The following is a 21,817-nucleotide window of genomic DNA, read 5'->3' as shown; positions in this document are numbered from 1 at the left end:
TTTCAATGATTAAACCAGATAGATAAGGATGTCATATGGAGAGTGTCAATCAGGCTGATTTTTGGCAGCAGCGTTATGAGCAAGACAGTATCGGTTGGGACATGGGCGAAGTGTCGCCACCGCTCAAAGTATACATTGATCAGTTACCTGAGACTGCGAAAGGTCAGGCGATTTTAGTTCCGGGTGCGGGCAATGCATACGAAGTAGGTTATCTACATGAGCAAGGTTTTACCAATGTTACCTTGGTTGATTTTGCGCCTGCCCCGATTCAAGCATTTGCTGAGCGTTATCCTGACTTTCCAACTGAGCATTTAATCTGTGCAGATTTCTTTGGTTTATCACCTGAGCAACATCAGTTTGATTGGGTGCTTGAGCAGACGTTTTTTTGTGCGATAAATCCAGCACGCCGAGATGAGTATGTCGAGCAAATGGCTGCGTTGCTAAAACCTAAAGGTAAGCTGATCGGCTTGCTGTTTGATAGAGATTTTGGGCGACAAGAACCACCATTCGGTGGCACGAAAGAAGAATACCAACAGCGTTTTGAGAGCGTTTTTGATATAGAAATAATAGAGCCGAGTTATAACTCGCATTCTGCACGGCAGGGTAGTGAGCTATTCGTTAAGCTGCAAGTGAAGTAGCGACTTAATCTCACGCTTGATATTATCCCGAGCTTGCGTTTCTGACTGCTCATAGTAATGGTCACTCAGATAGAGTTTGGGATGCGCTAATAATCCTTTTAAGACTTCCGTTCGTCCAACGCAGTAATCTGCCATTGAAACATGTATGTATTCTTGGCGTACTGCTTTAGCGTATTTCTCATATTCAGGCCATGATGCACCCAAAATACTTAAATCCATATCCAATAAGTACGCCGCATCGCTATAGCTGTTTTTCTCTTTAGCTATGCCTGACCATTCATCAAACTTATTAATTTTATGGTTAGCAGTCATCATAATCAGAGCGTATATATGTTGGCATTGTTCAGCATTTAAATAAGGCCCTAACACATCTACAGCAAATTCTGCACTTTTCAGCTCATTGTCTGAGCGTGTTGGCTCATATATCACATCATGATAGTACATTGCCAATGCGATAATATTTAGCTCGTTAAGGTGGTGCTTAATCTGTTCGAACTGTCCAAATAACTGCTGAATATGTTGAAGGGTATGATAAGCACGTTGGTGTTCACTATAACGCACAGCGATATCTTGCCAGAGTACTTGTGCGTTTTCTGGCGTGACATCGCTATTCATAGCAGATAGATGCAAATAAAAACGATTGCCCAGCTCAGTGTGAATTTGCGACAACTCGTTCATATTTACCCTTCATAATCTACTATTTATGCTTTATTAGCCGCATCTTCAAAAGCTTGCTTGAATACTTTGCCAAGCAGATTGACATCATCGACACGAGCGTAATTCAGACGGGTGACAAAGGCTATATGGCGATGAGGGCCTTGCTCAGCTAATGGCACTGCGACGGCATTTTGGTTTTGTAGATGAAGCTGATCTAATGCCATCTCTGGTACCAATGTTGTGCCCATATTGGCAAGTGCCATTTGAATAAGTGTGTTCAAACTGGCATCTGAAAAGCTTGATTTCATCTGTGCACGATCAAAATGACAGACAGAAAGCGTCTGATCGGTCAAGCAATGCCCTTCGCCAAGCAGCATGAGATTAGCAGTTGCTAGCTCATCTGCATTGATGGTTTCAAGCTTGGCATGCACGTCCTCTTTTGGGAAGACAGCAAAGAAGTCTTCGCTCCAAAACTCAAAGCTATGTAATCCATCTACCGCATAAGGTAATGCAATAATAGCAGTATCGATATGACCGTAACGTACTTGCTCTAGCAAGCGCTCTGTCTGTTGCTCAACGATGGTCATGCGAAACTCTGGATGGTGAGCTCGCAGGGCAGGCAATACTTTCGGTAGCAAGTATGGCGCAATCGTTGGAATGATGCCGACGGTCATCGGATATGCAAGCGGCGATTGATGGCTGTGGGCACGTGTGGTCAAATCACTAACTTCAGAAAATACTCGCTGCGCCCGCGTTAGAATGTCCTCGCCAATAGGAGTAATCAATACTTGCTTATTGTTACGCTCAAAAATCTGTGTATCCAACTGCTTTTCTAACTCGGCAATACCCAAGCTCAGCGCAGACTGAGAGATGTTACAGTCTTCCGCTGCACGTTTAAAATGACGGTGTTTGGCCACTGCTAAGGCAAACTCGAGCTGACGTAAAGTAATCATAAAACCTCTCTATTAATGGGCTTTTAACAGGGTGCACTGTGGTGACTTATTTGGTGTATCCGTTCGATATCTGACCTTGGTGTCACCTTAATGTAATCTATGTGTTATATAGTCAATGACGTATCACGCACTGATGATAAAAAATAGAGATAATAGTTTAACAAGTTTAATAAAACAAAACATCACATTAAAAACTTTTAACTGGATTAACGATAGAATTCGCGTATAGTTTGTCAGGTAGCCCAAAGTACTAAAGGCTTAACAGAAACATCCATACCAAAAAATTCCAATTAACTTAACTATAAAGGAGCCAATCATGGCGTCTATCATCAATCAAGAAATCCCAGAATTTTCAGCAGATGCGTACGTAAACGGTGAGTTCAAAACCATCACTTCAGAAGACGTAAAAGGCAACTGGGCTATTTTCTTATTCTACCCAGCCGATTTTACTTTTGTTTGCCCAACTGAACTTGAAGACATGGCAGCTCATTATGACGAGCTAAAAGGCCTAGGCGTAGAAGTATACTCAGTATCAACTGACACTCATTTCACGCATAAAGCATGGCATGATTCTTCAGATGCAATCGGTAAAGTACAGTATCCAATGATCGGCGATCCTACTGGTAAAATCACCCGTGGCTTCAACGTTATGATAGAAGAAGCTGGTCTAGCTGAACGTGGTACGTTCTTAGTAGATCCAGATGGCTTGATTCAAGTTGCTGAAATCCATGCTGGCGGTATCGGCCGTAGTGCAAAAGACATGTTACGTAAAGTGAAAGCAGCACAGTACGTTCGTGAAAACGACGGCGAAGTTTGCCCAGCAGCTTGGGAAGCTGGTCAAGAAACGCTAAAACCAAGTCTTGATCTTGTTGGTAAAATCTAAGTAATGGCTCAATCAGTCAAATGATTTAGATATTTGCAGTGTTAGATATAGAGCTATTGGCTATATCAATGCTATAAACAAAGACCCCATCAGCATAAGTTGATGGGGTCTTTTTATGTCGTTTACTAATCAGTATTTTTACTGTTCAATCACAAATGATGTATTAAGCATGAGATTGTAATTTGTTTTTATCGATTATTTTATAAATCTCATCTTTTAGTTGCAGCTTTCGCCGCTTCATTTGTTCTATTTCTTCATCACGGCTAGCATGCTTTACCAAATCTTTTTCCAGATGATTAATCTGTTGATCAAGCTGAGTGTGTTCATCAAAAATATTGGCAAAATGGCTGTCTTTTTGCCTAAGTTCAGTAATAACATCTCGGTTGTCTTGCAAAGTATCAGTCTTTCTCATGTGTTCATCCTTGTTATGAAGCGCAAGCTAACAATAAGCATCCGCGCATTGTCGTTATGATTTTGAGACTTGATTTTTATTAAGCCAAAACGTTCACTCAATATTGATAAGGCTTAATACCAGCAGAGAGGCCTCATGATAAACCTATGAAAAAGCCAATCTGTTACGAGACAAATAAGAATTTTTCTTATCGGCCTTACTTGATTGTAGCGAAAAAACAACCTCTATACTATGATAATTAATCTGCATATGGATTAATATTTAATTTTAAATAATGATTTATGATTGGTTTTATAAAACATAAGGTTTGAGTTTCTCAGCTTGCCCAAATCCTCCAAACCTATGATAATAGAGACATCAAAGGGCATAAGCTTATTGCCTATAATATTTTAGACAACATTATTAATACTAAATAATCCATATTTGAACGCGCAACACAACAGTTGCCGTTACATATCCAGTAATGAAGAGGAACAAACATGATAGATCAAGGTTTATTAGACGCGATTAAGAGCTACAGTGAAAACATGACTCGTCCTATTACTTTTGTATTGGGTAGCGGCGAGCATAGTAAGCGTGCAGAGTTGATTGATTTTTTGACTAAAATCGCTGGTACGACGGATAAAATCAATTTTGATGCGACAGCGAACGATGACAGTCTACCAAGCCCAATCAGTTTTAAAGTAGTCAGTCATATCGATGGCTCACTGACAGATACAGGTATCGTCTTTAGCGGTATCCCAGGCGGTCATGAATTTACCTCGCTTATTTTGGCTATCTTACAAGCGGGTGGTCATACGCTAAAATTGGATGAAGGTATCCAGAAGTTAATCAAGCGTTTTAATAAGCCCTTACAGTTCCAAACCTATGTATCGCTGTCGTGCCATAGCTGCCCAGAAGTGGTCCAAGCGTTAAACCAATTTGCGCTACTGAACGACGATATCAGCAATGAGATGATCGATGGTGCATTGTTCCAAGAACAGGTAGAAGCGAACAACATCCAAGGTGTACCAGCGGTATTTTTAAACGGTAAGCCGTTTGCTAACGGACTAATCGACACTGCTAAATTGATCGGAAAATTGCAAGAGCAGTTCCCTGATTTATTGTCAGAAGTAGAAGACGATGCTGATCAACTAGAGCAGCAAGACGTGACCATCATTGGTGCAGGTCCTGCAGGAGTGGCAGCTGCGATTTACACCGCTCGTAAAGGCCTAAAAGTAACTATGGTTGCTGATCGTATCGGTGGTCAGGTCAAAGACACGCAAGACATCGAAAACTTGATTTCAGTACCATTAACGAACGGTACGGACTTATCAAACAACTTTGTTAAGCATCTGCACGAATACAACATCACGCTAAAAGAACACGTGAGCGTGAAAGAAATCAGTGAAACTGAAGATGAGAACTACCGTATCCATCTGAATACTGGTGAGATGTTTGAGACTCGTAGTATTATCCTAGCGACAGGTGCTCAATGGCGTAAGCTTGGCGTACCGGGCGAAGATGAGAACATCGGTAAAGGCGTGGCGTTCTGTGCTCACTGTGATGGACCTTTCTTCAAAGGTAAAGATGTATCGGTCGTTGGTGGTGGTAACTCTGGTATTGAAGCCGCGATTGATTTATCAGGTATCGTAAAACATGTCACGGTATTTGAGTTTGCTGATGATTTAAAAGCGGATCAGGTGCTCATCAACAAGGCCAAAGAAAAAGCCAATATTGATATCATTACCAGCGCGGCGACTAAAGAGATTAAAGCCACAGATGGTAAAGTTAGCTCTATCGTTTATGAAGACCGTAATTCAGGTGATACCAAAGAATTAGATTTGGCCGCGGTATTTGTACAAATTGGTCTAGTACCGAATACTGGATTTATCAAAGGTTTGGTTGATTTAAATCGTTTTGGTGAGATTGAGATTGATGAGCGCTGTCGCACAGATCGCAAAGGTATCTTCGCTTGTGGTGATGTCACGACCGTTCCATTTAAGCAGATCAACATTGCGATGGGTGAAGGTAGTAAAGCAGCACTGTCAGCGTTTGAATATTTAGTCATGCAATAAGCTATTCAGATCCAAACCCTACAGTGCTAATGTTAGTCTAAGAAGCCACCTCTTTTGAGGTGGTTTTTTGTTATGATATCCAAACAAATATAAGGTTATATGAAGGCACTTAGATAATGGATGACTCCATGCATCAATATACGATAAAAGATTTAGCTGAATTTATGCAGGCTGCCCGAGAGGATAAGGACCAAAAGCCATTTATATTTATTACTGGTGCAGGATGTTCTGTCACAGCAGGCATACCTTTAGCTAAAAAAATTGTATCAGAATTGAATGAACAGTTTGCTTTGGAATTAAAACCTTTATCTGATGAAGACCGTAGGGATTATGGTAAGTGCATGGGACGTCTTGAGACATCTAAACGTCGTAGATACCTACAAGAATATATTGGGAAAGCAAAAATAAACTGGTCTCATATAGCTTTGGCTTGCTTGATAAAAGAAGGTTATGTTCGTCGTGTACTGACATTTAACTTTGATAATCTATTGGCGCGTAGCTGTGGATTGCTTGGGCAATACCCACCGACTTACGACTTTACTGCTGCTAATCTAAACCTGCACCGTTTGATTGATGATCCTGCTATCGTACATCTTCATGGACAGGGCCACGGATTTGTCCAATTAAATACAGATTCTGAGACAGAAGCACATGCGACACGGCTCAAAGAATTCGTTGGTCATACTTTGAGTGAGTCACCAACATTGTTCATTGGCTATAGTGGTGAGAATGATGCATTTCTACCACAAGTTGAAGAGCAGTTCAGTGATCAGCATCGGCTGTTTTGGGTTGATATGGGCGATAAAGCACCAGAGCATCTGCAACAGAAACTTTTAACTTCTAGCTTGGCGCATTATATGAGCTGCGAAAATGGTGCAGATTTATTTCTTATTCAGTTGGCACAGGAGTTAGGCTGCTTTCCACCTAAAATTTTTGCAGATCCTTATCAGCACTTGCTTGATGAGCTAGATGAGATAGCAAATTATCCAATGCCAAAGGAAGAATCATCAGAAAAGAAGAAGGAAAATCGAACGACCCTCGCCAATACTAGTACGGAAGATATTTTACTAGGAACCAAAAATAAACTTAAAGAAGTGAAGCAGCAAGATAAGGAGGCAGAAAATGATTTTTTAAAAGAATACTTGCAAGGTAATTATGAAGAAATTATACAAGTGTTAGAGAAAAAAAATCATCTAAATCATGAACAGTCTTTAAGGTTGGCACAAGCTTATTTCAGTTTGGCACAACGAGAAACCAGTGTGGATAAACAAATTGGCATGTACGAAAAGCTGGTCGATAGATTTAAAGAAGATATTGAGTTGGATATACAAGAGCAAGTAGCGAAAGCATTAGTAAACAAAGCTGTTGTATTTATAAGGCTTAAGCAATTAGACAAAGCTGTTGAAATGTGTGATGAGCTTATTGCACGATTTGGTGAGAATGATGAACTTGCTTTGCAATTACCAGTTGCAATGGCTCTCACAAATAAGGCTGCTATACTAAACAAGCTCGAACAGTCAGATAATGAAATGACAGTTTGTAATGAAATTATAAAGCGGTTTAGGAATAGTAATAACAAATTTCTCCAAACCTCTGTAGCAAAGGCTTTTAATCATATAGGTTACGTCAAATTATTAGAGGCAAAAAAACAATGGCGAAATCCAAGTGTCGCAAAGGATTATCTGTATAAAGCATCAAAGGAGTTTTCGACAGCTTTGAAAAAATCTTTAGATTATGACCATCCGATAATTTTGGGAAATATGGCTTACACTGAGTTTTTACAAGGAAACATAGATGACTCTGAAAGTCATTTACGCAAAGCATTACAGCAGGGCGGACAGTCTCTATATGATGAAACGATAAGAGATATAGCTAAACATCCCATAGATATTGATAATAATTTTAAAGATTTGTTAGAAAAAGTCTGGAGTGAGATAAACGAATAGAAGTATAAGTATGACGTTCTATACTATTAAAAAACGCCTATCCAATATCTGGACGGGCGTTTTTTTATGTCTACTATAATCAGTTTTTATTCCTAATCAACGCAATAACTGGCAGAGCAATCACATACATCAATACACCATATACCGCCGCAGGTAAAGCGATGGCAGGCAGGCCAACAGCTGTTCCCATAATGATAGGTGCTAAAGTAATCGCAGTCGTACTGTTCTGAATGCTCGTCTCTATAGAGATGGTTTTGGTATCAAACCAGCTCAGCTTTAATAATTTAGAAGTCAAAATACTAAATATAAATAAAGCCATAATGATAAGGACAAGCTCAAGCCCCATTGATGTCAACTGTGACTTTAGCAGCTCCCAGTTAGAAGCGATGGCAGCGAAGACTATCAATACGAAGAAGATACTGGCCAAGCCATTTAGAATACTGCTTCTACGTACCATAAAATTGGTGAACTTATAGCGAGCGAGCATACCAAGGGTAACCGGTAACGTCGTTAAGAGAAACATGACAGCGCCAATCTTTACCGCGCTAATAGAGCCTGTTTGGTCTTGCATAAAGTGGTTAAACGCTAAGGTGATTAGGATGGGCAAGGTAATGACTGATAACAAGCTGACCACGCCAGTGAGAGCGACCGACAGTGCGACATTGCCTTTGGCGTAATAGGTGAGCATGTTGCTCGTGACACCGCCTGGACAAAAGCTAATCAGCATAATGCCAAAAGCGATTTCTGATGGTGGTGCCATTACTAAAATCACTGCCAAAGCAATCAAAGGCACGAAAATAACTTGATTGACGAGACCTACAAAAAAAGCTTTGGGATAATTGACGATAACCTTAAAGTCACTGGGTTTTAGCCCTGTTCCTAAGGTAAACATAATGTAGGCAAGAGCCAGTGGGAGTAAAGCCAGAGCAGTACCGCTCATAAAACATTCCTTGTTGAATTAAAAGCCATATTAAAATGACTTTCTAAATAGATCACATTCCTTGTGTCTCTAACATCTTAAGTGTTATTAAAAATTTAGTAAACCTTTCACCTAAAGTTTGATGTGGGCTTGATTCAGTTTTACTCTGCCAATGCCCCAACCAATGAGACTATCTGGCCCGCTTCATCTTCTTCAATGATACGAGTTTCTGTAAGCGCAGCATTTCGCCAAGTTTGTATATGAGGGTTGTTTAGCATTGCCTCACAGTACTGCTTGGTCATCGGTTGTAACTTTATGCCTGAGGCATTCGCATAAGTTTGCAAGCGTAGAACCACAGGAGCGAAAAAAGCATCGGCAGCAGTAAACTGACCAAACAGATAGCTGTCTGTTGAGCGAGATTTTAAACAATCTGCAAAGATATCTTCTATACGGGCGATATCACTCAAACATGCAGCACTTGGCTGTATTTTTGCAGTGGCTCTGATATTCATCGGCATCTCACTACGAATACCCATCAGCCCTGAATGCATCTCAGCGACGATACTCTGGCAATAGGCGCTATTTATTCTGTGGCTATTATCATTAGTAGTGTCAGCGTCAGATTTGCCTAATCCGGTCCAAATATCTATATCTGTCAGGTAATCATTGGCATGAATGGCAATCGCTAAAGTATCCCATACCGTCACCTTATCATCACCTTGACCATATACTAAAACGGGCACTTTTCCCGTTGGGGCGTGCTCGTCGAGAATTTGTGTAGATGACGGATGAAGCAACTCAATCAGCTGTTCATCGAAATCAATGTCGAATGCCTTCAGCAATAACCAAGCCCGCAATGACCATGACGAATAGTTTTTATTACCAATAATGAGTAGAGGTTTTTGTGAATTGCTCATAATGATGTCCTATTAAGTTTTATAAGTAGCATTTAATTATATTCTCAGCACTACAATCTTATTAGTACGATATTCTATTAGTATTGGAGCAATAGCAAATTCATTATTAGCGATAGCTCTAACAGAAAACGCCCATCCAAATGTTGGACGGGCGCAATTATTAATGGTCTGTGACGATTGTCATAATTCATCAATCAACGAATTAGTCGTCTAACAAATCCATTTGCTTGGCTGCTTCATAGATACCGTTTGAGCGGTTACCCGTACGGCAGAATATCAGCATTGGCTGCTCAGCTTGATTGAAAAAGTCCGCAAACGTTTCGACGTGCGTTTGATTTAGCTCATTACCAGCAAAAGAAATCTCTTTATAAGCAAGTCCTGCTTCTTTCGCAGCGGCTTCAATATCAGCGCTGGTCGGTTGATTTGGTTCTTCACCATCTGGACGGTTATTGATAATAGTTTTGAAGCCGTTTTCGGCAATCATTGGTACTTGATCAGGGGTGATTTGTCCAGTAAAACTAACTTGATGGCTCATAGGAGCTCCTTGTTATTTTTTATATGAAAGAGTGAAGTGTTTGGTCTGTAACGACTGTACTAAGCCTAAGCTGAATGCGCAAAATTCTAAAGATGAGCTATGTAAACATCGTAACAGTTTTTATAAATACAACGGTTTTTATGAATCCAACAATTCTATAGCAGACCTTGCATTAACGCACTTTGATAAAGCAATTTGGCGCGTGCACCAGTACCACAGAACATAAGTATAGGCTTGGGCATAGAGTGATAAAAATCGGCAAACTGTTTGACAGTTAGCATGCTCAAGCGCTCATCATCAAATGGTAGGTGATGATAGGTCAAATTTGCGTTTGCAGTTGCACTGGCAAAGTCACAGCTATTCGGCTGCGTTTCTGTCTCAGCATCAGGACGAATATTGAGCACAGAGCGGTAGCCAAGTTCAGCAATTTTGAGACATTGGCTTGGATAGATTTGCTTATAAATAGTGATGTTATCGGTCATAAGTCGCTTCGGTTACGGATATAAAAAGGCATTTGAAGATAGAAGTATGGCTAGATGCCGCTTCTCTATAGTATGTTTGATGACTAGCATAACACAGCTTTTATCATAGCTATATCTTGCCACAGACAATAATGGCTATTGATTTAGTCTATAAGCGTTGGTTCATATATCCTTTAGCGCATCTACTGCATCCATCGTACTTAAATAGACGTGTCCTGAGAGGTCGGTGATCACAGGGGTATTTTCAATGATATCCATGACCGGCCCTTTAATAAAGCTAAAATTTAAGTGCTTATCCTGAATCAGCAGCTCTTTATTTAGGCTGATGAGCATCTCTTGTCCAGTCAAATCAATGTGATTGACGGCTGACATGATAAGGACGATCTCGTACGCTTGCGGGTATTGTTGTGTGGCGTGTATCACGCGGCGGTGCACGGATTCACTATTACCAAAAAACAAGCTTTCATCGACACGTAACATCAATAAGTGACTAAATGTCAGCACATCATGACGATTGATATTGCGAAAATGCCCCGTGCCGGCAAGCTGTCCGACGATTGCCACATGCGGTTTGCTCGATTGCCAAATCAGGCTAGCAAACGAAACCATAAGACCAATGACTAGGCCTGTATTTAGCCCAAATATCAGCACGCCTATAAATGCCGCCATAAAGCTGGCAGCATCTAAGCGGTCTCGTTGCCATGCTGACTTCAATGTCGTCATATCAATGAGGCCGATAATAGAGGCCATGATGGTTGCGCCTAATATCGCATAGGGCAGTGGCGCTAGCACGTTGCCAAAAGCAATCAAAGCCGCAATCATTACCAGCACCGTTACCAAGCTAGCAACAGGCGTTTTGGCACCTGAGTCAGCATTGATAGCAGTACGAGAAAATCCGCCAGCGACTGCAAAGCTTTGAAAGAAACCACCTGCGATATTGGCAAACCCAAGTCCAGTCAGTTCGCGGTTGGCATTGAAGCTCTCACCGCGCAGACGGGCATAATTACTAGCGACTGAGCTGCTTGAGACAAATACAATCAGCGCCATTAGCCCCGCGCTAGGTAATAGGTTGAGGGCGACATCGAAGTTGGGTACATAAGGAAAGGTAAAGGTCGGTAGCCCTTGCGGAATACTACCAATCGTTGCGACACCGCTTGTGGTCCAATGCAAGCTCATACTCATGACAATCGCAATGCCGAGCAGAATAAGCGGAAATAAGCGCTCTGCCCATTTGGCATATGTAGATGGCAACCAAGATCTCCATACCCATTGGCTGCCGTAACGATTGGCAACCAACAGTGCAAAAGCGATCACACCAATGAGTAAGGTGAGCGGATGCAGCTGACGGGCATACAGTTGCATACTGGACAAATAACCGAATAAGCCATTTCCTGCTATGGGAATAGCCGTTAGGTATTTCAGCTGACTGATAAAGATAAGCACCGCGGCACCACTGATAAAACCAGCAGAAACCCCTCGACTGATAAATTGCATGATCCAGCCAAGCTTTAGCCACCCAGCTAGCGATAACATCGCCCCAACCATCAATGATAGCAAGCTGGCCATCAACACATACTGTTGAGCGCCTTCTGCTGCATAAGGATGCAGACTACTGGCGGTCATAATCGCAGTGATAGCGACAGGCCCCACTGCTTGAATATTACTTGAGCCTATCCATGCATAGACCATAACGGGCACGATAGCAGCGTACAGGCCATATACAGGTGGCAGACCTGCTAGCACCGCATAGCCTAAGCTTTGCGGAATCACGAGCACACCAACGACCAATCCTGCGATGACGTCAGTCGGCAGCGCAGATAGCTTGTATTGACGCAACCAAGCGGGAATTAGACGAGTGGCAATAGAAAGCATAGCAATACGTCATCATGATAAAAAAGTTAGAGTGTGTTGAACGTTATTACAGCCGATTCTTAAGCGGATAATCTATCCGTCTGTTTTGGCACAAAAGCGTTGGTAAAGGAGATCTAGAACCGCTAAAGCATCGTCACTGGCAATACTATAGTAGATGTTCTTGCCTTCACGGCGTGTCGAGACCAGCTCGTCTTTGCGTAGGATACCCAATTGCTGTGACAAGCTTGGTTGTCCAACACCGACTAAGCTTTGAAGTTCACTGACGCAATACTCTCCTTGAGTCAGCTGACATAGCAGTAACAGGCGATCAGGATGCGAGAGTGACTTTAATAGCTGGCTGGCTTGCATCGAAGCTTGTTTCATTTGCTCAGCAAGGTCTTTAGGTGCAGACTCTGTCTCACTAGGTGATATAGGGTCGCTCGGGCTAGTAGTTGATGTGCTCAATGCTGAAGGTTTCAGAGCGAGCTCCTTATATTAAGTATAAATAGTAGGGTATAGCATTTATAGATAAACGTGATTAATTATCAATGATACATGAGTCTTTATCAAGTTATGTTTATTTACATTATATAAATTTATAAAATGTATAATAACTGCTATGTTAGTATGCACAGTCAATTGATATGTCGCTGCAGATACGAGAGCTGAGCGCATATTATACTTAAGAATTTATTAAAAACTAAAATATTCATAGAAATACAAAGAGGCAGCCATGCAAGTCCATTCATTCTTACATAGCGATACAGAGACCTATACTCACGTACTGGCAGATGTTCAGAAGCAAGTATGTGCCATCGTCGATCCCGTATTAGACTTTGATGCCAAGTCAGGACGTACTGGCACTACGAGTGTCGATGAGGTGATTGAGTTTGTCCGTGAGCATGGCTGGGGGCTGGTCTATATTATAGAAACCCATGCCCATGCCGATCATATCTCAGGGGCTGCACACGTCAAAGAATTGTTAGGTGGTCAGCTCGTCATAGGGCAGCATATCACCGAAGTACAAAAAACATTCAAGCAAATCTTTAATTTCGATACCAGTTTTCGCACGGATGCCAGTCAGTTTGATATTTTGACAGATGATGGCGAGACTTTGGCGCTTGGCGATATTACTATTACGGTCATGTATGTGCCAGGTCACACGCGAGCTGACATGGCGTATGTTGCTGCTGATGATGAAAAAACAGTGGTCTTTGTCGGAGATACTTTGTTTGCGCCAGATGTGGGTACGGCTCGCTGCGATTTTCCCGGTGGAGATGCCAAAACCTTGTATCATTCAATCAAAAGGCTGCTGGCACTCCCTGAAGATACGATGATGTATCTGTGCCATGATTATCCAAGCAAGGGTCGAAAACACTGTCCAAGCACTACTGTGGCAGCGCAAAAACTGGGTAATATCCATGTGAAAGAGGGGATCAATGAAGCCGAGTTTGTAGAAATGCGTGAGCGTCGTGATGCTACGCTTGATATGCCGCGCTTAATTATTCCTTCGGTACAAGTTAATATTGATGCAGGTCATTTCCCAGAGCCGGAAGACAATGGTATCCGTTATCTGAAAGTACCGATTAACGCTCTTGGTAAATAAAAAAACGGTGTAGTAAGTAAAAGTTGTTACCCCGTGCAGCACGATGCAAGTATCGTATGCTAGATCTCTATAATAATGCTAATCTGTAGATGGTCCGCTATATAGAAGCTCGGTATATCTACCTGCAAGCGCTAATCTCGGCGATAACTGGAGAGAGCAATGAACCCTTACAAACGTTATGTATTGCCCAAGCTGATCGATGTCGCTTGTAGTGCGGGTAATGTGATGAAAGCGCGGTCTAAAATTGTTCCTCAAGCACTAGGCGAAGTACTCGAAGTTGGGATTGGAAGCGGTTTGAATCTACCGTTTTATAATGCCAAACGAGTCTCTTCTATTGTTGGTATCGACCCAGCCGCTCAGATGCAGACACTCGCACGTAAGCGGGCGAGTGACATCAGCATTCCAGTTGAAGTGATAGCCGTGGATGTCCAAGGCATTCACGCTGATACGGATCGATTTGATACGATTGTGATGACCTTTACTTTATGTAGTATCGATGATCCGGTATCGGCACTTCAAGAAATGGCACGAGTGCTAAAACCTGATGGTCGCTTGTTATTTTGTGAGCATGGATTAGCGCCAGATCTTTCTGTCGAGCGTTGGCAGCATCGATTGACACCTTTTTGGAAACCTATCGCAGGAGGGTGTCATTTAGATCGCGATATTCCAGCACTGATTAGGGCAGGTGGTTTTGCCATCGAGGAGTTAAGCGAAGCGTACTTGCCAGGTCCACGACCGATGAGCTACGTGTATAGTGGTGTGGCAGCGCAAGTGGTATAGAAAATGACCATAAATCATCATAATAAAGTTGCTTGTATAATCAATTTATACAAGACGAACTGTTAAGACAATAGAGTAATTAGAATAGGAATTAAATCATGAATGAGCAAAACTTCCATCTAGTCTGCCCACATTGCCACGCAACCAACCGTCTCCCTGCTGCACGGCTTAGCGCTGCACCAAAATGCGGTAAATGTGGCCAGCCACTACTGACGGCTAGCCCTCACGAATTGAACGCGCAAACGGTCAGCAAGTTCATTCAAAAGAATGATGTGTTGACCATCGTTGATTTTTGGGCAAGTTGGTGCCAGCCTTGTATTATGATGGCACCGCAATTCAAAGTGGCTGCCAGTCAGTTGCCGCAAGTAGTTTTTGCAAAGATACAAACCGATAAATACGAGCAAGCAGCAGCTCCTTATAATATTCGTAGTTTGCCTACTATGGTTGCCTTTAGAGGCGGTAGAGAAATCGCGCGGCAGTCAGGCGCACTGCCCAGTGACCAAATCATCCAGTGGGTGCGAAGCTTAAGCGTTTAAGCTTCAGAGAAGTTTACAGTCGTGATGATGAGTCATAAAAAAGCCAATACGTTGATTGCGTATTGGCTTTTTTAATCACAATAATCGTCTAACATTATGGGTACTCGAAGCTATCGAATATAGCTCATTTTATTTAAATGCTACTCACCATAAATTTTGATACCGTTGACGAAGCTACAACGTTGAATACGTGCAGATTGTACTATGGCATCACTCTCGCCATAGAGCCGTGATAACTTGGCATCGCGTGCTTGAGTACTGTTGCTTTTGCCAAGACCAAAACTGATGTTAGGAGAGATACCCCAACGTCCTGCAGAAATCCCAACCCCGACACCTGAGGCAGATAAGCTTGACTGCTCGTTACGTGCTGCGTCTGCATAGCGATTGACTCGAGTATATTCTTGGCTGAGTGCTTGGCAATCATAGCTTTGATAGGTGCTTGGCGGCACATACTGCGGTGTGACATTACCTGTAGAAGCACAGCCTGAGAGCCCCAAAATACCAGCTGTGGCTAGTAACGTCGCTGTAGTAAGAGTTTTCATGGTGGCTCCATTAGGCTGAATTATTGTCTTTGTATGTATTCAAGATAGCAAAAATAATGTGATTAAGATATTGAAAGTCCATCGATTATCCAATATTTTGCCTCTGAGTAGTCTTGCTATATGTGCAACTTTAATACGGCAGACGGATCAAAATAAGTTGCCAGGCTTTGTAAAGGCCAGTACTACAATACCAAAATACGCGATACTCGCAATGACAATACCCGCTTTTCTTTGGGCAGGTGTTGCATGATTTTTGAATGCTTTTACACTAGCGCTAATAGCAGTGAAGAGCAAAATTATTTTGGCGAAAGCCCATTGGACAGGGGCATTGACACTCATTAGCTGCATGAGCATCACTGCGCCTGATACGATAATGAGTGCATATAAAATATGAGACGCTATCTTCACCGCACGTGGCGCTCGTCTATTAGAGCTTAATACCAAATAACTCTGGTATATAAATACCACAATGATCAGTAATGCCATTAGCATATGTAAATGTTTCATTGAATATGGTTTTCCTTAAATTTGCATTGGTCAGCTTGTTTATAGCATTCAATTATTATATGAAAACATGTGATCTAAACAACAACATTCTAAGCTTTGTTTTGTCCAGCGCATAACGGGCTATCAGGGCTTTGGCCTTGCCACTCGACGGGCGTATAAGCATGAATAGCTAGAGCATGTACTTGACCACCTTGTGAGGTCAGTAGCGCATTAACCAATCCATATACGAGCTGATGGCGTGCGACCAAGCGTTTGCCTTCAAAAGCATCACTGACAATAGTAAGCTTAAAATGGCTTTCTTTACCATCGAAATAACCAGCATGATTCATTGACTCATTGACCAGTTCTAAATGTTGTGACTGCAGAACTTGTAGCTCTGCATTAAGTGCATTAGCAGTCGGTGTGGTAGTCATAACAATCCTTCCATATGTTTTGCTCAACAGTATTTTGCTTAATAATATTTAGCAATGTGTAGATTATATATTGTGGGCATTATAGCAGACACAATTATCCAGACTGCATGCTCTTGAAATGCGTAGACAAATAAATTGTTCTTACTTACCAAGTATAGGGCTAACAAATATAACCATCAGCAATAACGCGATTAATAGCGATACGCTCAATTGCCAAACTCAATAGTTATTGTCATTTCTTACTAAAATTGTCATTTCTTACTAAAAATGAAAAGAGCAGAGCACAATACTTCATGTGCACTCTGCTCTTATAATCTATAAACATTGACTCAAAACGTGACATCTACCAATAAGTTTTGATTAACGGCGGGCTTGCTGATACAGCGGCGTTACTTTAGGCATCAATGCCTGTAATTGAGAAATACGACTGCTACTAGATGGGTGAGTGCTTAAGAATTGTGGTGGCTCGCCTTCGCTTGCTTTCTGCATTTTTTGCCATAAGCTAACGGCTGCCTGTGGGTTGTAGCCTGCACGTGCCATCAGCTCAAGACCGATTTGGTCAGCTTCAGACTCTTGAGTACGACTGTGGGGTAGGCTCAAACCTAAATTGCCAGCAGTACCTGCTAACTCAGCCTGTCCTTGTGATAAGCCAAATATGCTAGCAGCCACACCGATACTTGTTTGCGTTGCATATTCACGCGACAGACGCTCACGTGAGTGTTCACGTAGCGCATGTGACATCTCATGTCCCATAATCGCTGCAATCTCATCATCAGTTAGGCTCAAGCGATCGATAATACCTGAATAAAACATAATCTTACCACCAGGTACAACAAAAGCATTCAGTTCATCAGATTGGATAGTATGCACTTCCCAGTCCCACGCTGCCGCATCTGTACGGTAAGTACCAACCTGGCCGATTAAACGATTAGCAATAATCTTTAGGCGATTAAGCTGAGCTGTATTTTTGTCTAGTACGCCCTTTGATTTGGCTTCTTTCAGTGTGTTCGCGTAGCTTTCTGCTGATAACTGAAGGACTTGCTCACTAGAAACTAATAGCAGCTGCTGGCGGTTGACACCAACGGCACCCGTGTTGGTCGTGCTAGTACAGCCTGCTAAAGTCAGTGTGGACAGTGACACTGCCATCACGGTAGTGGTCATTAGCTTTTTCATAAAAATATCCTCGCTGTAAATGATAAAAGTAAAAGTTGTACAAAGTATATATCTATAAAATAGGTCAAATGATAATTCTTAGCTGATATGTGGACAGCACTTATTACTCTATTTATCTGTCTTAATAGTAAAATTTTACCCGAACCGGCATTGCCCATAAGTATAATAATGTTAATAGGCTAAAACCAATGTAGAAACAGTAACAACACAACGTATGATTGTAAGTGGAATATCATCAAATCTTGATTGCTCTGCTACCGTATCGACTTTGCTATACTTATTATCTCTACTTGGTTTATTTGTATCGAACACCTTAAGCTTTGACTGTGGTCATATGCAGTAGAGTGGAATATGTTCTTAAGGTTTGTTTATAAAATAACGTAGCGGTGCACTACGAAAATAGCAGTTTGGTTGATGGGCATGGGCGTGATTAAACATAGTTCATGATGATGGTACATAATATTTTCATCACTAGTGAAAATAATGATTACTTCAGTAAATGAGATACTTATTATTAAATCAATTACTTATAGGTAGACTCTCTAGAAATAGAGACTTAAAGTGCAAATATTGGAAATAAATATAAAAAAAGGTGTTGACACACTCAGGAATTTTGATAGAATAGCCAGCCTATCGAGACGGAGTTGTTGTTAACAACACTGCAATTCGATAATCAGCGGGAATAGCTCAGTGGTAGAGCATAACCTTGCCAAGGTTGGGGTCGAGAGTTCGAATCTCTTTTCCCGCTCCAAATATGGCTTGAAAAAGCACTAAATCCTCACTTCTTATCATAAGAAGTGAGGATTTTTTTATGGATAAAATTTGGTCGAGACTAATCAAAGATAACCACTCATTCGCACCCAAAGAGTCTGGCCGATGAACTAATAGAAGTACGGAGTACTAATAAAAAGCCAGCAACCAGTCACGCGCGTGGCCACAGAAGAAACCAGTAAACCCTTAAATATCTCAAACCAACCTGCATCATAAGGGCGCATCATGCCTCCAAGAATTCTCACCCATATCTCCCCTCAGCAAGCCTTCATCATATCAGCCATCGTCATCGCCATTATGGGTATCACCATGATTGGCTTTGGTTGGGTGCCGCATCTCTCCTTGATACTTGCTATCTGTGTCCTACTGGGCATTGGCGCCTTTAAAGGGCTGAGCTTTGATGACATGCAAGCACAAATGGCCTCAGGCATCATGCGTGGTATCGGTGCCATCTACCTGTTCTTCTTTATTGGTCTGATGGTCGCCGCCTTAATGATGTCAGGTGCCATACCTACTCTTATGTACTTTGGCTTTCAGCTCATCTCACCAGAGTATTATTACATCTCTGCCTTTGTGTTGACTTCCATTATTGGTATTGCATTGGGTAGTAGTCTAACCACAGCGGCAACCCTTGGTGTGGCGTTTATTGGGATGAGTAATGCCTTTGACGCCAATGTCGCGATTGCGGCTGGTGCCGTCGTCTCAGGGGCGTTCTTTGGCGATAAGATGTCTCCCTTGTCTGATACTTGTACCATCGCATCTTCTGTTGTCGGTATTGATCTGTTTGAACACATTCGCAACATGATGTACACCACCGTTCCTGCTTGGATACTCACGGTTATCTTGTTCTGGATGTTCTCAGGTCAGACAGCAGGGTCTGATCTCAGTCAGGTGACTATTCTACAAGGGCAGCTGATTGATAGCGGCTTGGTACAAAACTATGCGGTATTGCCGTTTGTGGTGTTGGTCGGACTGGCTATCTTTCGAGTCAATGCCATCTATACGATTATTTGTACCATTGCTGTGGCACTCATTATCACTTATATACATAGCAGCCCAAGCTTTGGACAATTGGGTGGATATCTGTTTGCAGGGTATGCGCCGGCTGAGTCATTAGAGTTGGGTGAAGTGGGGGGTATGCTGTCACGTGGCGGTGTACAAAGTATGTTCTTTATGCAGGCGATTGTGATATTGGCACTGAGTTTAGGAGGGTTACTCACGGCATTGGGTGTGTTACCAGCATTGTTATCTGGTATCAAAGACACGTTAACGACGTCAGGACGGGCGATCTTTGCGGCGGCGATGTCAGCACTGAGCATCAATGTGCTCATCGGTGAGCAGTACTTGAGTATTTTACTGTCAGGGACGGCGTTTCGTTCGACGTTTGAGCGTTTGAACTTACATCCAAAGAATCTGTCTCGTACGATTGAGGATTCTGGGACGGTCATTAATCCACTGGTGCCTTGGAGTGTGTGCGGGGTGTTTATCAGTCAGGCATTAGGGGTGCCGGTGTTGGATTATTTGCCTTATGCGTTTTTCTGTTATTTATCTTTGCTATTGACGCTCCTATTTGGTTTTACGGGAGTGACTATTAGTCGTCGTTTGGGTTAGGTATGCCATTATTGAATACAACTTTTCCTGAGTGAAGGTATTTCATTCAGCCTTTACTAATAGAATTTTAAAGATTGGTAACAAACCCTTCAAGAGAAGTACTCAAAATACTATCCTTTGTCATTGTTGGTATAAATTAATGCATTAATCGTGCTTATGCCAAGCTATAAAGTTATGACACTTAGGTTTTTCTATTTACTCCTATCCAAACATATTTTTTTGGCTAAGAATGTTTCTAATAAACGTGCTTTTAGATTTAATATGTGTGTATAATAAAATCTACTAATTAATGTTAATTTTTGTAATAAGTATGGTGTGCCATCTGTGCTAATAATAATTAGTTATTGATATATCACTGCCATAGGTATCTCAAAATTTAATAGTTGCCTCAAAGCAGTCTAAGGCCTAAGTTAGTTAACTGGCAATTGGATTTTAGTTTAGTATTGTTAAGTAACGAATGTATTTCATCGATTAAATTACTTTATTGAATCATAACCACATGGATAGGGAAGAATATGTCAAATATTAATGAGTCTTTACAAGAATTAATGAGCCTTGATGGCGCTATGGGTGGCTGTATCGTCGACTATATGTCAGGCATGGTACTGGGTATGACTGGTGGCGGTGTTGATCTAGAGCTTGCTGCTGCAGGCAACTCACAAGTGGTCAAAGCGAAAGTCGCTACCATGAAGTCACTTGATATCAAAGGTGAGATTGACGATATCTTAATCACGTTAGAGTCACAACTACACATCATCCGTCCTGCATCTAAGCATGAAGATTTGTTTATCTATTTGGTGCTTGATAAGGCTAAAGCCAACCTTGCACTAGCACGTCGTAAAGTACAGTCAGTGGAAAACAATCTAGAACTATAATTTGGTTGGCAATATTCAACCTAATGAATGCTGATCGATATGTTCTTGTTGCTTTTACTTTATTGAAGATTATGAGCAACAAGATCATATTCGTTATATAAACCTATTGCATAACGAATGTGATCTTTATGTCCGACAATGAGTTAACTGATTCTTATATGTCTTATTAAATGGTGGTAAAATGAAATGTATTGCATACGTTAGCAGAGCACCTATCAGCAGAGCGTCAATTCGTGAACATAGTGTTCGTATGCCTACAGGGTTATCAGAGATTATTAGTGCCTCTCGTGAGCATAATCCAAAGTCGCAAATTACTGGTATCGTCTCTTATCGTGAAGGTCAGTATTTCCAAGTATTAGAAGGGCCAAATTTTGAAGTAGACAAACTCATGGCTAAGATAGCTGCCGATCCTAGACACGAAGATATTTAGGCTTTTTTGGACGTAGATATTATTGAACGTAGCTTTCCCAATTGGGGTGTTAGTGTATTCAACTTTGTAGACCAAGGTGTTTTCTTTAGTACCTTTGTAGAGAACCATAGAATCATTTTCAATAACTTTGATGACTATCAAAAAAAACGTATTAAGCCTTTTATTGATATAGATAAAATCGACACAGTTCCTGATGAATACTATCAAGGTAAGAACTTGCGATTATTGTCATGGCCTGACCTGAACAATGAAAGTAATCCTCAAATGATTATGAATCTATGTATCAAGTTGACCAAAAAACCGTATCCATTTAACTTTTTGGC

General features: G+C 41.5%; 24 protein-coding genes and 1 tRNA gene. 12 read left to right on the top strand and 13 right to left on the bottom strand.

Features of this window, described 5'->3' with window-relative positions; all coding sequences use genetic code 11:
- The first annotated feature begins 35 nt into the window (after nucleotides 1–35).
- Nucleotides 36–638, top strand: coding sequence for a methyltransferase domain-containing protein (locus AAEY75_RS11130; protein WP_197218228.1), 603 nt, complete (start codon nucleotides 36–38; stop codon nucleotides 636–638).
- Here AAEY75_RS11130 and AAEY75_RS11125 read toward each other — a convergent pair.
- Together AAEY75_RS11125 and AAEY75_RS11120 are read right to left on the bottom strand one after the other, a co-directional pair.
- Nucleotides 612–1,316: an HD domain-containing protein gene (locus tag AAEY75_RS11125; RefSeq protein WP_197218230.1), complete on the bottom strand. Its 705-nt coding sequence runs from the start codon at nucleotides 1,314–1,316 to the stop codon at nucleotides 612–614. The genes AAEY75_RS11130 and AAEY75_RS11125 overlap by 27 nt on opposite strands.
- 23 nt (nucleotides 1,317–1,339) lie before the next feature.
- On the bottom strand, nucleotides 1,340–2,248 hold the full coding sequence (locus AAEY75_RS11120) for a hydrogen peroxide-inducible genes activator (protein ID WP_110924015.1): 909 nt from the start codon (nucleotides 2,246–2,248) through the stop codon (nucleotides 1,340–1,342).
- A 316-nt stretch (nucleotides 2,249–2,564) separates the two neighbouring features.
- On the opposite strand from AAEY75_RS11120, the gene ahpC reads away from it, so the two are divergent.
- A complete protein-coding gene (ahpC, locus tag AAEY75_RS11115; RefSeq protein ID WP_110924014.1) occupies nucleotides 2,565–3,131 on the top strand; it encodes an alkyl hydroperoxide reductase subunit C in 567 nt (188 codons plus the stop codon).
- A 163-nt stretch (nucleotides 3,132–3,294) separates the two neighbouring features.
- Here the strand turns inward: ahpC and AAEY75_RS11110 are convergent, their stop codons facing one another.
- On the bottom strand, nucleotides 3,295–3,543 hold the full coding sequence (locus AAEY75_RS11110; protein WP_110924013.1) for an HP1242/YdcH family protein: 249 nt from the start codon (nucleotides 3,541–3,543) through the stop codon (nucleotides 3,295–3,297).
- Nucleotides 3,544–4,022: 479 nt separating this feature from the next.
- Here AAEY75_RS11110 and ahpF point away from each other — a divergent pair, with 479 nt between their 5' ends.
- Entirely contained in the window at nucleotides 4,023–5,600 is a 1,578-nt protein-coding gene (ahpF, locus tag AAEY75_RS11105) for an alkyl hydroperoxide reductase subunit F (RefSeq protein ID WP_352259603.1), read from the top strand.
- Nucleotides 5,601–5,716: 116 nt separating this feature from the next.
- Nucleotides 5,717–7,546 (top strand): SIR2 family protein, encoded by a 1,830-nt coding sequence (locus AAEY75_RS11100; protein ID WP_352259602.1) that lies wholly within the window; start codon nucleotides 5,717–5,719, stop codon nucleotides 7,544–7,546.
- 79 nt (nucleotides 7,547–7,625) lie between these two features.
- On the opposite strand, the gene AAEY75_RS11095 is transcribed toward AAEY75_RS11100, so the two are convergent.
- From AAEY75_RS11095 to AAEY75_RS11070, 6 genes are all read right to left on the bottom strand, one after another.
- Nucleotides 7,626–8,486 carry a bile acid:sodium symporter family protein gene (locus AAEY75_RS11095; RefSeq protein WP_352259601.1) on the bottom strand — a complete coding sequence of 287 codons (861 nt, stop codon included), beginning with the start codon at nucleotides 8,484–8,486 and terminating at the stop codon, nucleotides 7,626–7,628.
- Between the two features lie 140 nt (nucleotides 8,487–8,626).
- Nucleotides 8,627–9,382 (bottom strand): glutathione S-transferase family protein, encoded by a 756-nt coding sequence (locus tag AAEY75_RS11090; protein WP_352259600.1) that lies wholly within the window; start codon nucleotides 9,380–9,382, stop codon nucleotides 8,627–8,629.
- A gap of 202 nt (nucleotides 9,383–9,584) precedes the next feature.
- Entirely contained in the window at nucleotides 9,585–9,917 is a 333-nt protein-coding gene (locus tag AAEY75_RS11085) for a protein tyrosine phosphatase family protein (protein ID WP_110924009.1), read from the bottom strand.
- A 155-nt stretch (nucleotides 9,918–10,072) separates the two neighbouring features.
- Nucleotides 10,073–10,399 carry a protein tyrosine phosphatase family protein gene (locus tag AAEY75_RS11080; protein ID WP_197218235.1) on the bottom strand — a complete coding sequence of 109 codons (327 nt, stop codon included), beginning with the start codon at nucleotides 10,397–10,399 and terminating at the stop codon, nucleotides 10,073–10,075.
- Between the two features lie 162 nt (nucleotides 10,400–10,561).
- Nucleotides 10,562–12,271 carry a SulP family inorganic anion transporter gene (locus AAEY75_RS11075; protein ID WP_352259599.1) on the bottom strand — a complete coding sequence of 570 codons (1,710 nt, stop codon included), beginning with the start codon at nucleotides 12,269–12,271 and terminating at the stop codon, nucleotides 10,562–10,564.
- 72 nt (nucleotides 12,272–12,343) lie between these two features.
- Complete coding sequence (locus AAEY75_RS11070) at nucleotides 12,344–12,715, bottom strand: ArsR/SmtB family transcription factor (protein WP_265090873.1); 372 nt, start codon at nucleotides 12,713–12,715, stop codon at nucleotides 12,344–12,346.
- A gap of 268 nt (nucleotides 12,716–12,983) precedes the next feature.
- Between AAEY75_RS11070 and AAEY75_RS11065 the strand changes: the two genes are divergently transcribed.
- The 3 genes from AAEY75_RS11065 (at nucleotide 12,984) to AAEY75_RS11055 (ending at nucleotide 15,172) form a co-directional block, all read left to right on the top strand.
- Complete coding sequence (locus AAEY75_RS11065) at nucleotides 12,984–13,856, top strand: MBL fold metallo-hydrolase (protein WP_197218237.1); 873 nt, start codon at nucleotides 12,984–12,986, stop codon at nucleotides 13,854–13,856.
- Between the two features lie 159 nt (nucleotides 13,857–14,015).
- Entirely contained in the window at nucleotides 14,016–14,636 is a 621-nt protein-coding gene (locus tag AAEY75_RS11060) for a class I SAM-dependent methyltransferase (protein ID WP_197218238.1), read from the top strand.
- Nucleotides 14,637–14,734: 98 nt separating this feature from the next.
- Nucleotides 14,735–15,172, top strand: coding sequence for a thioredoxin domain-containing protein (locus AAEY75_RS11055; protein WP_197218239.1), 438 nt, complete (start codon nucleotides 14,735–14,737; stop codon nucleotides 15,170–15,172).
- Nucleotides 15,173–15,312: 140 nt separating this feature from the next.
- Here the strand turns inward: AAEY75_RS11055 and AAEY75_RS11050 are convergent, their stop codons facing one another.
- The 4 genes from AAEY75_RS11050 to AAEY75_RS11035 all read right to left on the bottom strand — a co-directional run bounded on the left by AAEY75_RS11050 (nucleotide 15,313) and on the right by AAEY75_RS11035 (nucleotide 17,807).
- Nucleotides 15,313–15,714: a hypothetical protein gene (locus tag AAEY75_RS11050; RefSeq protein WP_197218241.1), complete on the bottom strand. Its 402-nt coding sequence runs from the start codon at nucleotides 15,712–15,714 to the stop codon at nucleotides 15,313–15,315.
- A 147-nt stretch (nucleotides 15,715–15,861) separates the two neighbouring features.
- Entirely contained in the window at nucleotides 15,862–16,221 is a 360-nt protein-coding gene (locus AAEY75_RS11045) for a SirB2 family protein (RefSeq protein WP_197218243.1), read from the bottom strand.
- Nucleotides 16,222–16,310: 89 nt separating this feature from the next.
- A complete protein-coding gene (locus AAEY75_RS11040; RefSeq protein WP_197218244.1) occupies nucleotides 16,311–16,634 on the bottom strand; it encodes a BolA family protein in 324 nt (107 codons plus the stop codon).
- A 360-nt stretch (nucleotides 16,635–16,994) separates the two neighbouring features.
- On the bottom strand, nucleotides 16,995–17,807 hold the full coding sequence (locus AAEY75_RS11035) for a M48 family metallopeptidase (RefSeq protein ID WP_197218245.1): 813 nt from the start codon (nucleotides 17,805–17,807) through the stop codon (nucleotides 16,995–16,997).
- Nucleotides 17,808–18,483: 676 nt separating this feature from the next.
- On the opposite strand from AAEY75_RS11035, the gene AAEY75_RS11030 reads away from it, so the two are divergent.
- The 5 genes from AAEY75_RS11030 to AAEY75_RS11010 form a co-directional block, all read left to right on the top strand.
- Nucleotides 18,484–18,558, top strand: a tRNA-Gly gene (locus tag AAEY75_RS11030).
- A 245-nt stretch (nucleotides 18,559–18,803) separates the two neighbouring features.
- Nucleotides 18,804–20,189: a Na+/H+ antiporter NhaC gene (gene nhaC, locus AAEY75_RS11025; protein ID WP_352259598.1), complete on the top strand. Its 1,386-nt coding sequence runs from the start codon at nucleotides 18,804–18,806 to the stop codon at nucleotides 20,187–20,189.
- 515 nt (nucleotides 20,190–20,704) lie between these two features.
- Nucleotides 20,705–21,064 carry a hypothetical protein gene (locus AAEY75_RS11020; protein WP_110924444.1) on the top strand — a complete coding sequence of 120 codons (360 nt, stop codon included), beginning with the start codon at nucleotides 20,705–20,707 and terminating at the stop codon, nucleotides 21,062–21,064.
- Between the two features lie 181 nt (nucleotides 21,065–21,245).
- Nucleotides 21,246–21,494 carry a BLUF domain-containing protein gene (locus AAEY75_RS11015; RefSeq protein ID WP_352259597.1) on the top strand — a complete coding sequence of 83 codons (249 nt, stop codon included), beginning with the start codon at nucleotides 21,246–21,248 and terminating at the stop codon, nucleotides 21,492–21,494.
- A gap of 6 nt (nucleotides 21,495–21,500) precedes the next feature.
- On the top strand, nucleotides 21,501–21,817 hold a 317-nt coding region (locus AAEY75_RS11010), incomplete at its 3' end, for a hypothetical protein (RefSeq protein ID WP_352259596.1).

It is taken from the genome of Psychrobacter sp. TB55-MNA-CIBAN-0194, assembly GCF_040309505.1.
Lineage (GTDB): Bacteria > Pseudomonadota > Gammaproteobacteria > Pseudomonadales > Moraxellaceae > Psychrobacter > Psychrobacter fozii.
The sequence above is the reverse complement of the archived record's forward strand: the minus strand, read 5'-3'. Positions and strand labels throughout refer to the sequence as shown.

Bases quoted from the DNA above. Each gene is read 5' to 3' on its own strand.
- nhaC (WP_352259598.1), top strand. From the start codon at position 18,804: ATGCCTCCAAGAATTCTCACCCATATCTCCCCTCAGCAAGCCTTCATC.
- ahpC (WP_110924014.1), top strand. From the start codon at position 2,565: ATGGCGTCTATCATCAATCAAGAAATCCCAGAATTTTCAGCAGATGCG.
- AAEY75_RS11095 (WP_352259601.1), bottom strand. From the start codon at position 8,486: ATGAGCGGTACTGCTCTGGCTTTACTCCCACTGGCTCTTGCCTACATT.
- AAEY75_RS11060 (WP_197218238.1), top strand. From the start codon at position 14,016: ATGAACCCTTACAAACGTTATGTATTGCCCAAGCTGATCGATGTCGCT.
- AAEY75_RS11020 (WP_110924444.1), top strand. From the start codon at position 20,705: ATGTCAAATATTAATGAGTCTTTACAAGAATTAATGAGCCTTGATGGC.
- ahpF (WP_352259603.1), top strand. From the start codon at position 4,023: ATGATAGATCAAGGTTTATTAGACGCGATTAAGAGCTACAGTGAAAAC.
- AAEY75_RS11040 (WP_197218244.1), bottom strand. From the start codon at position 16,634: ATGACTACCACACCGACTGCTAATGCACTTAATGCAGAGCTACAAGTT.
- AAEY75_RS11050 (WP_197218241.1), bottom strand. From the start codon at position 15,714: ATGAAAACTCTTACTACAGCGACGTTACTAGCCACAGCTGGTATTTTG.
- AAEY75_RS11035 (WP_197218245.1), bottom strand. From the start codon at position 17,807: ATGAAAAAGCTAATGACCACTACCGTGATGGCAGTGTCACTGTCCACA.
- AAEY75_RS11065 (WP_197218237.1), top strand. From the start codon at position 12,984: ATGCAAGTCCATTCATTCTTACATAGCGATACAGAGACCTATACTCAC.
- AAEY75_RS11125 (WP_197218230.1), bottom strand. From the start codon at position 1,316: ATGAACGAGTTGTCGCAAATTCACACTGAGCTGGGCAATCGTTTTTAT.
- AAEY75_RS11080 (WP_197218235.1), bottom strand. From the start codon at position 10,399: ATGACCGATAACATCACTATTTATAAGCAAATCTATCCAAGCCAATGT.
- AAEY75_RS11045 (WP_197218243.1), bottom strand. From the start codon at position 16,221: ATGAAACATTTACATATGCTAATGGCATTACTGATCATTGTGGTATTT.
- AAEY75_RS11090 (WP_352259600.1), bottom strand. From the start codon at position 9,382: ATGAGCAATTCACAAAAACCTCTACTCATTATTGGTAATAAAAACTAT.
- AAEY75_RS11075 (WP_352259599.1), bottom strand. From the start codon at position 12,271: ATGCTTTCTATTGCCACTCGTCTAATTCCCGCTTGGTTGCGTCAATAC.
- AAEY75_RS11100 (WP_352259602.1), top strand. From the start codon at position 5,717: ATGGATGACTCCATGCATCAATATACGATAAAAGATTTAGCTGAATTT.
- AAEY75_RS11015 (WP_352259597.1), top strand. From the start codon at position 21,246: ATGAAATGTATTGCATACGTTAGCAGAGCACCTATCAGCAGAGCGTCA.
- AAEY75_RS11085 (WP_110924009.1), bottom strand. From the start codon at position 9,917: ATGAGCCATCAAGTTAGTTTTACTGGACAAATCACCCCTGATCAAGTA.
- AAEY75_RS11120 (WP_110924015.1), bottom strand. From the start codon at position 2,248: ATGATTACTTTACGTCAGCTCGAGTTTGCCTTAGCAGTGGCCAAACAC.
- AAEY75_RS11130 (WP_197218228.1), top strand. From the start codon at position 36: ATGGAGAGTGTCAATCAGGCTGATTTTTGGCAGCAGCGTTATGAGCAA.
- AAEY75_RS11110 (WP_110924013.1), bottom strand. From the start codon at position 3,543: ATGAGAAAGACTGATACTTTGCAAGACAACCGAGATGTTATTACTGAA.
- AAEY75_RS11055 (WP_197218239.1), top strand. From the start codon at position 14,735: ATGAATGAGCAAAACTTCCATCTAGTCTGCCCACATTGCCACGCAACC.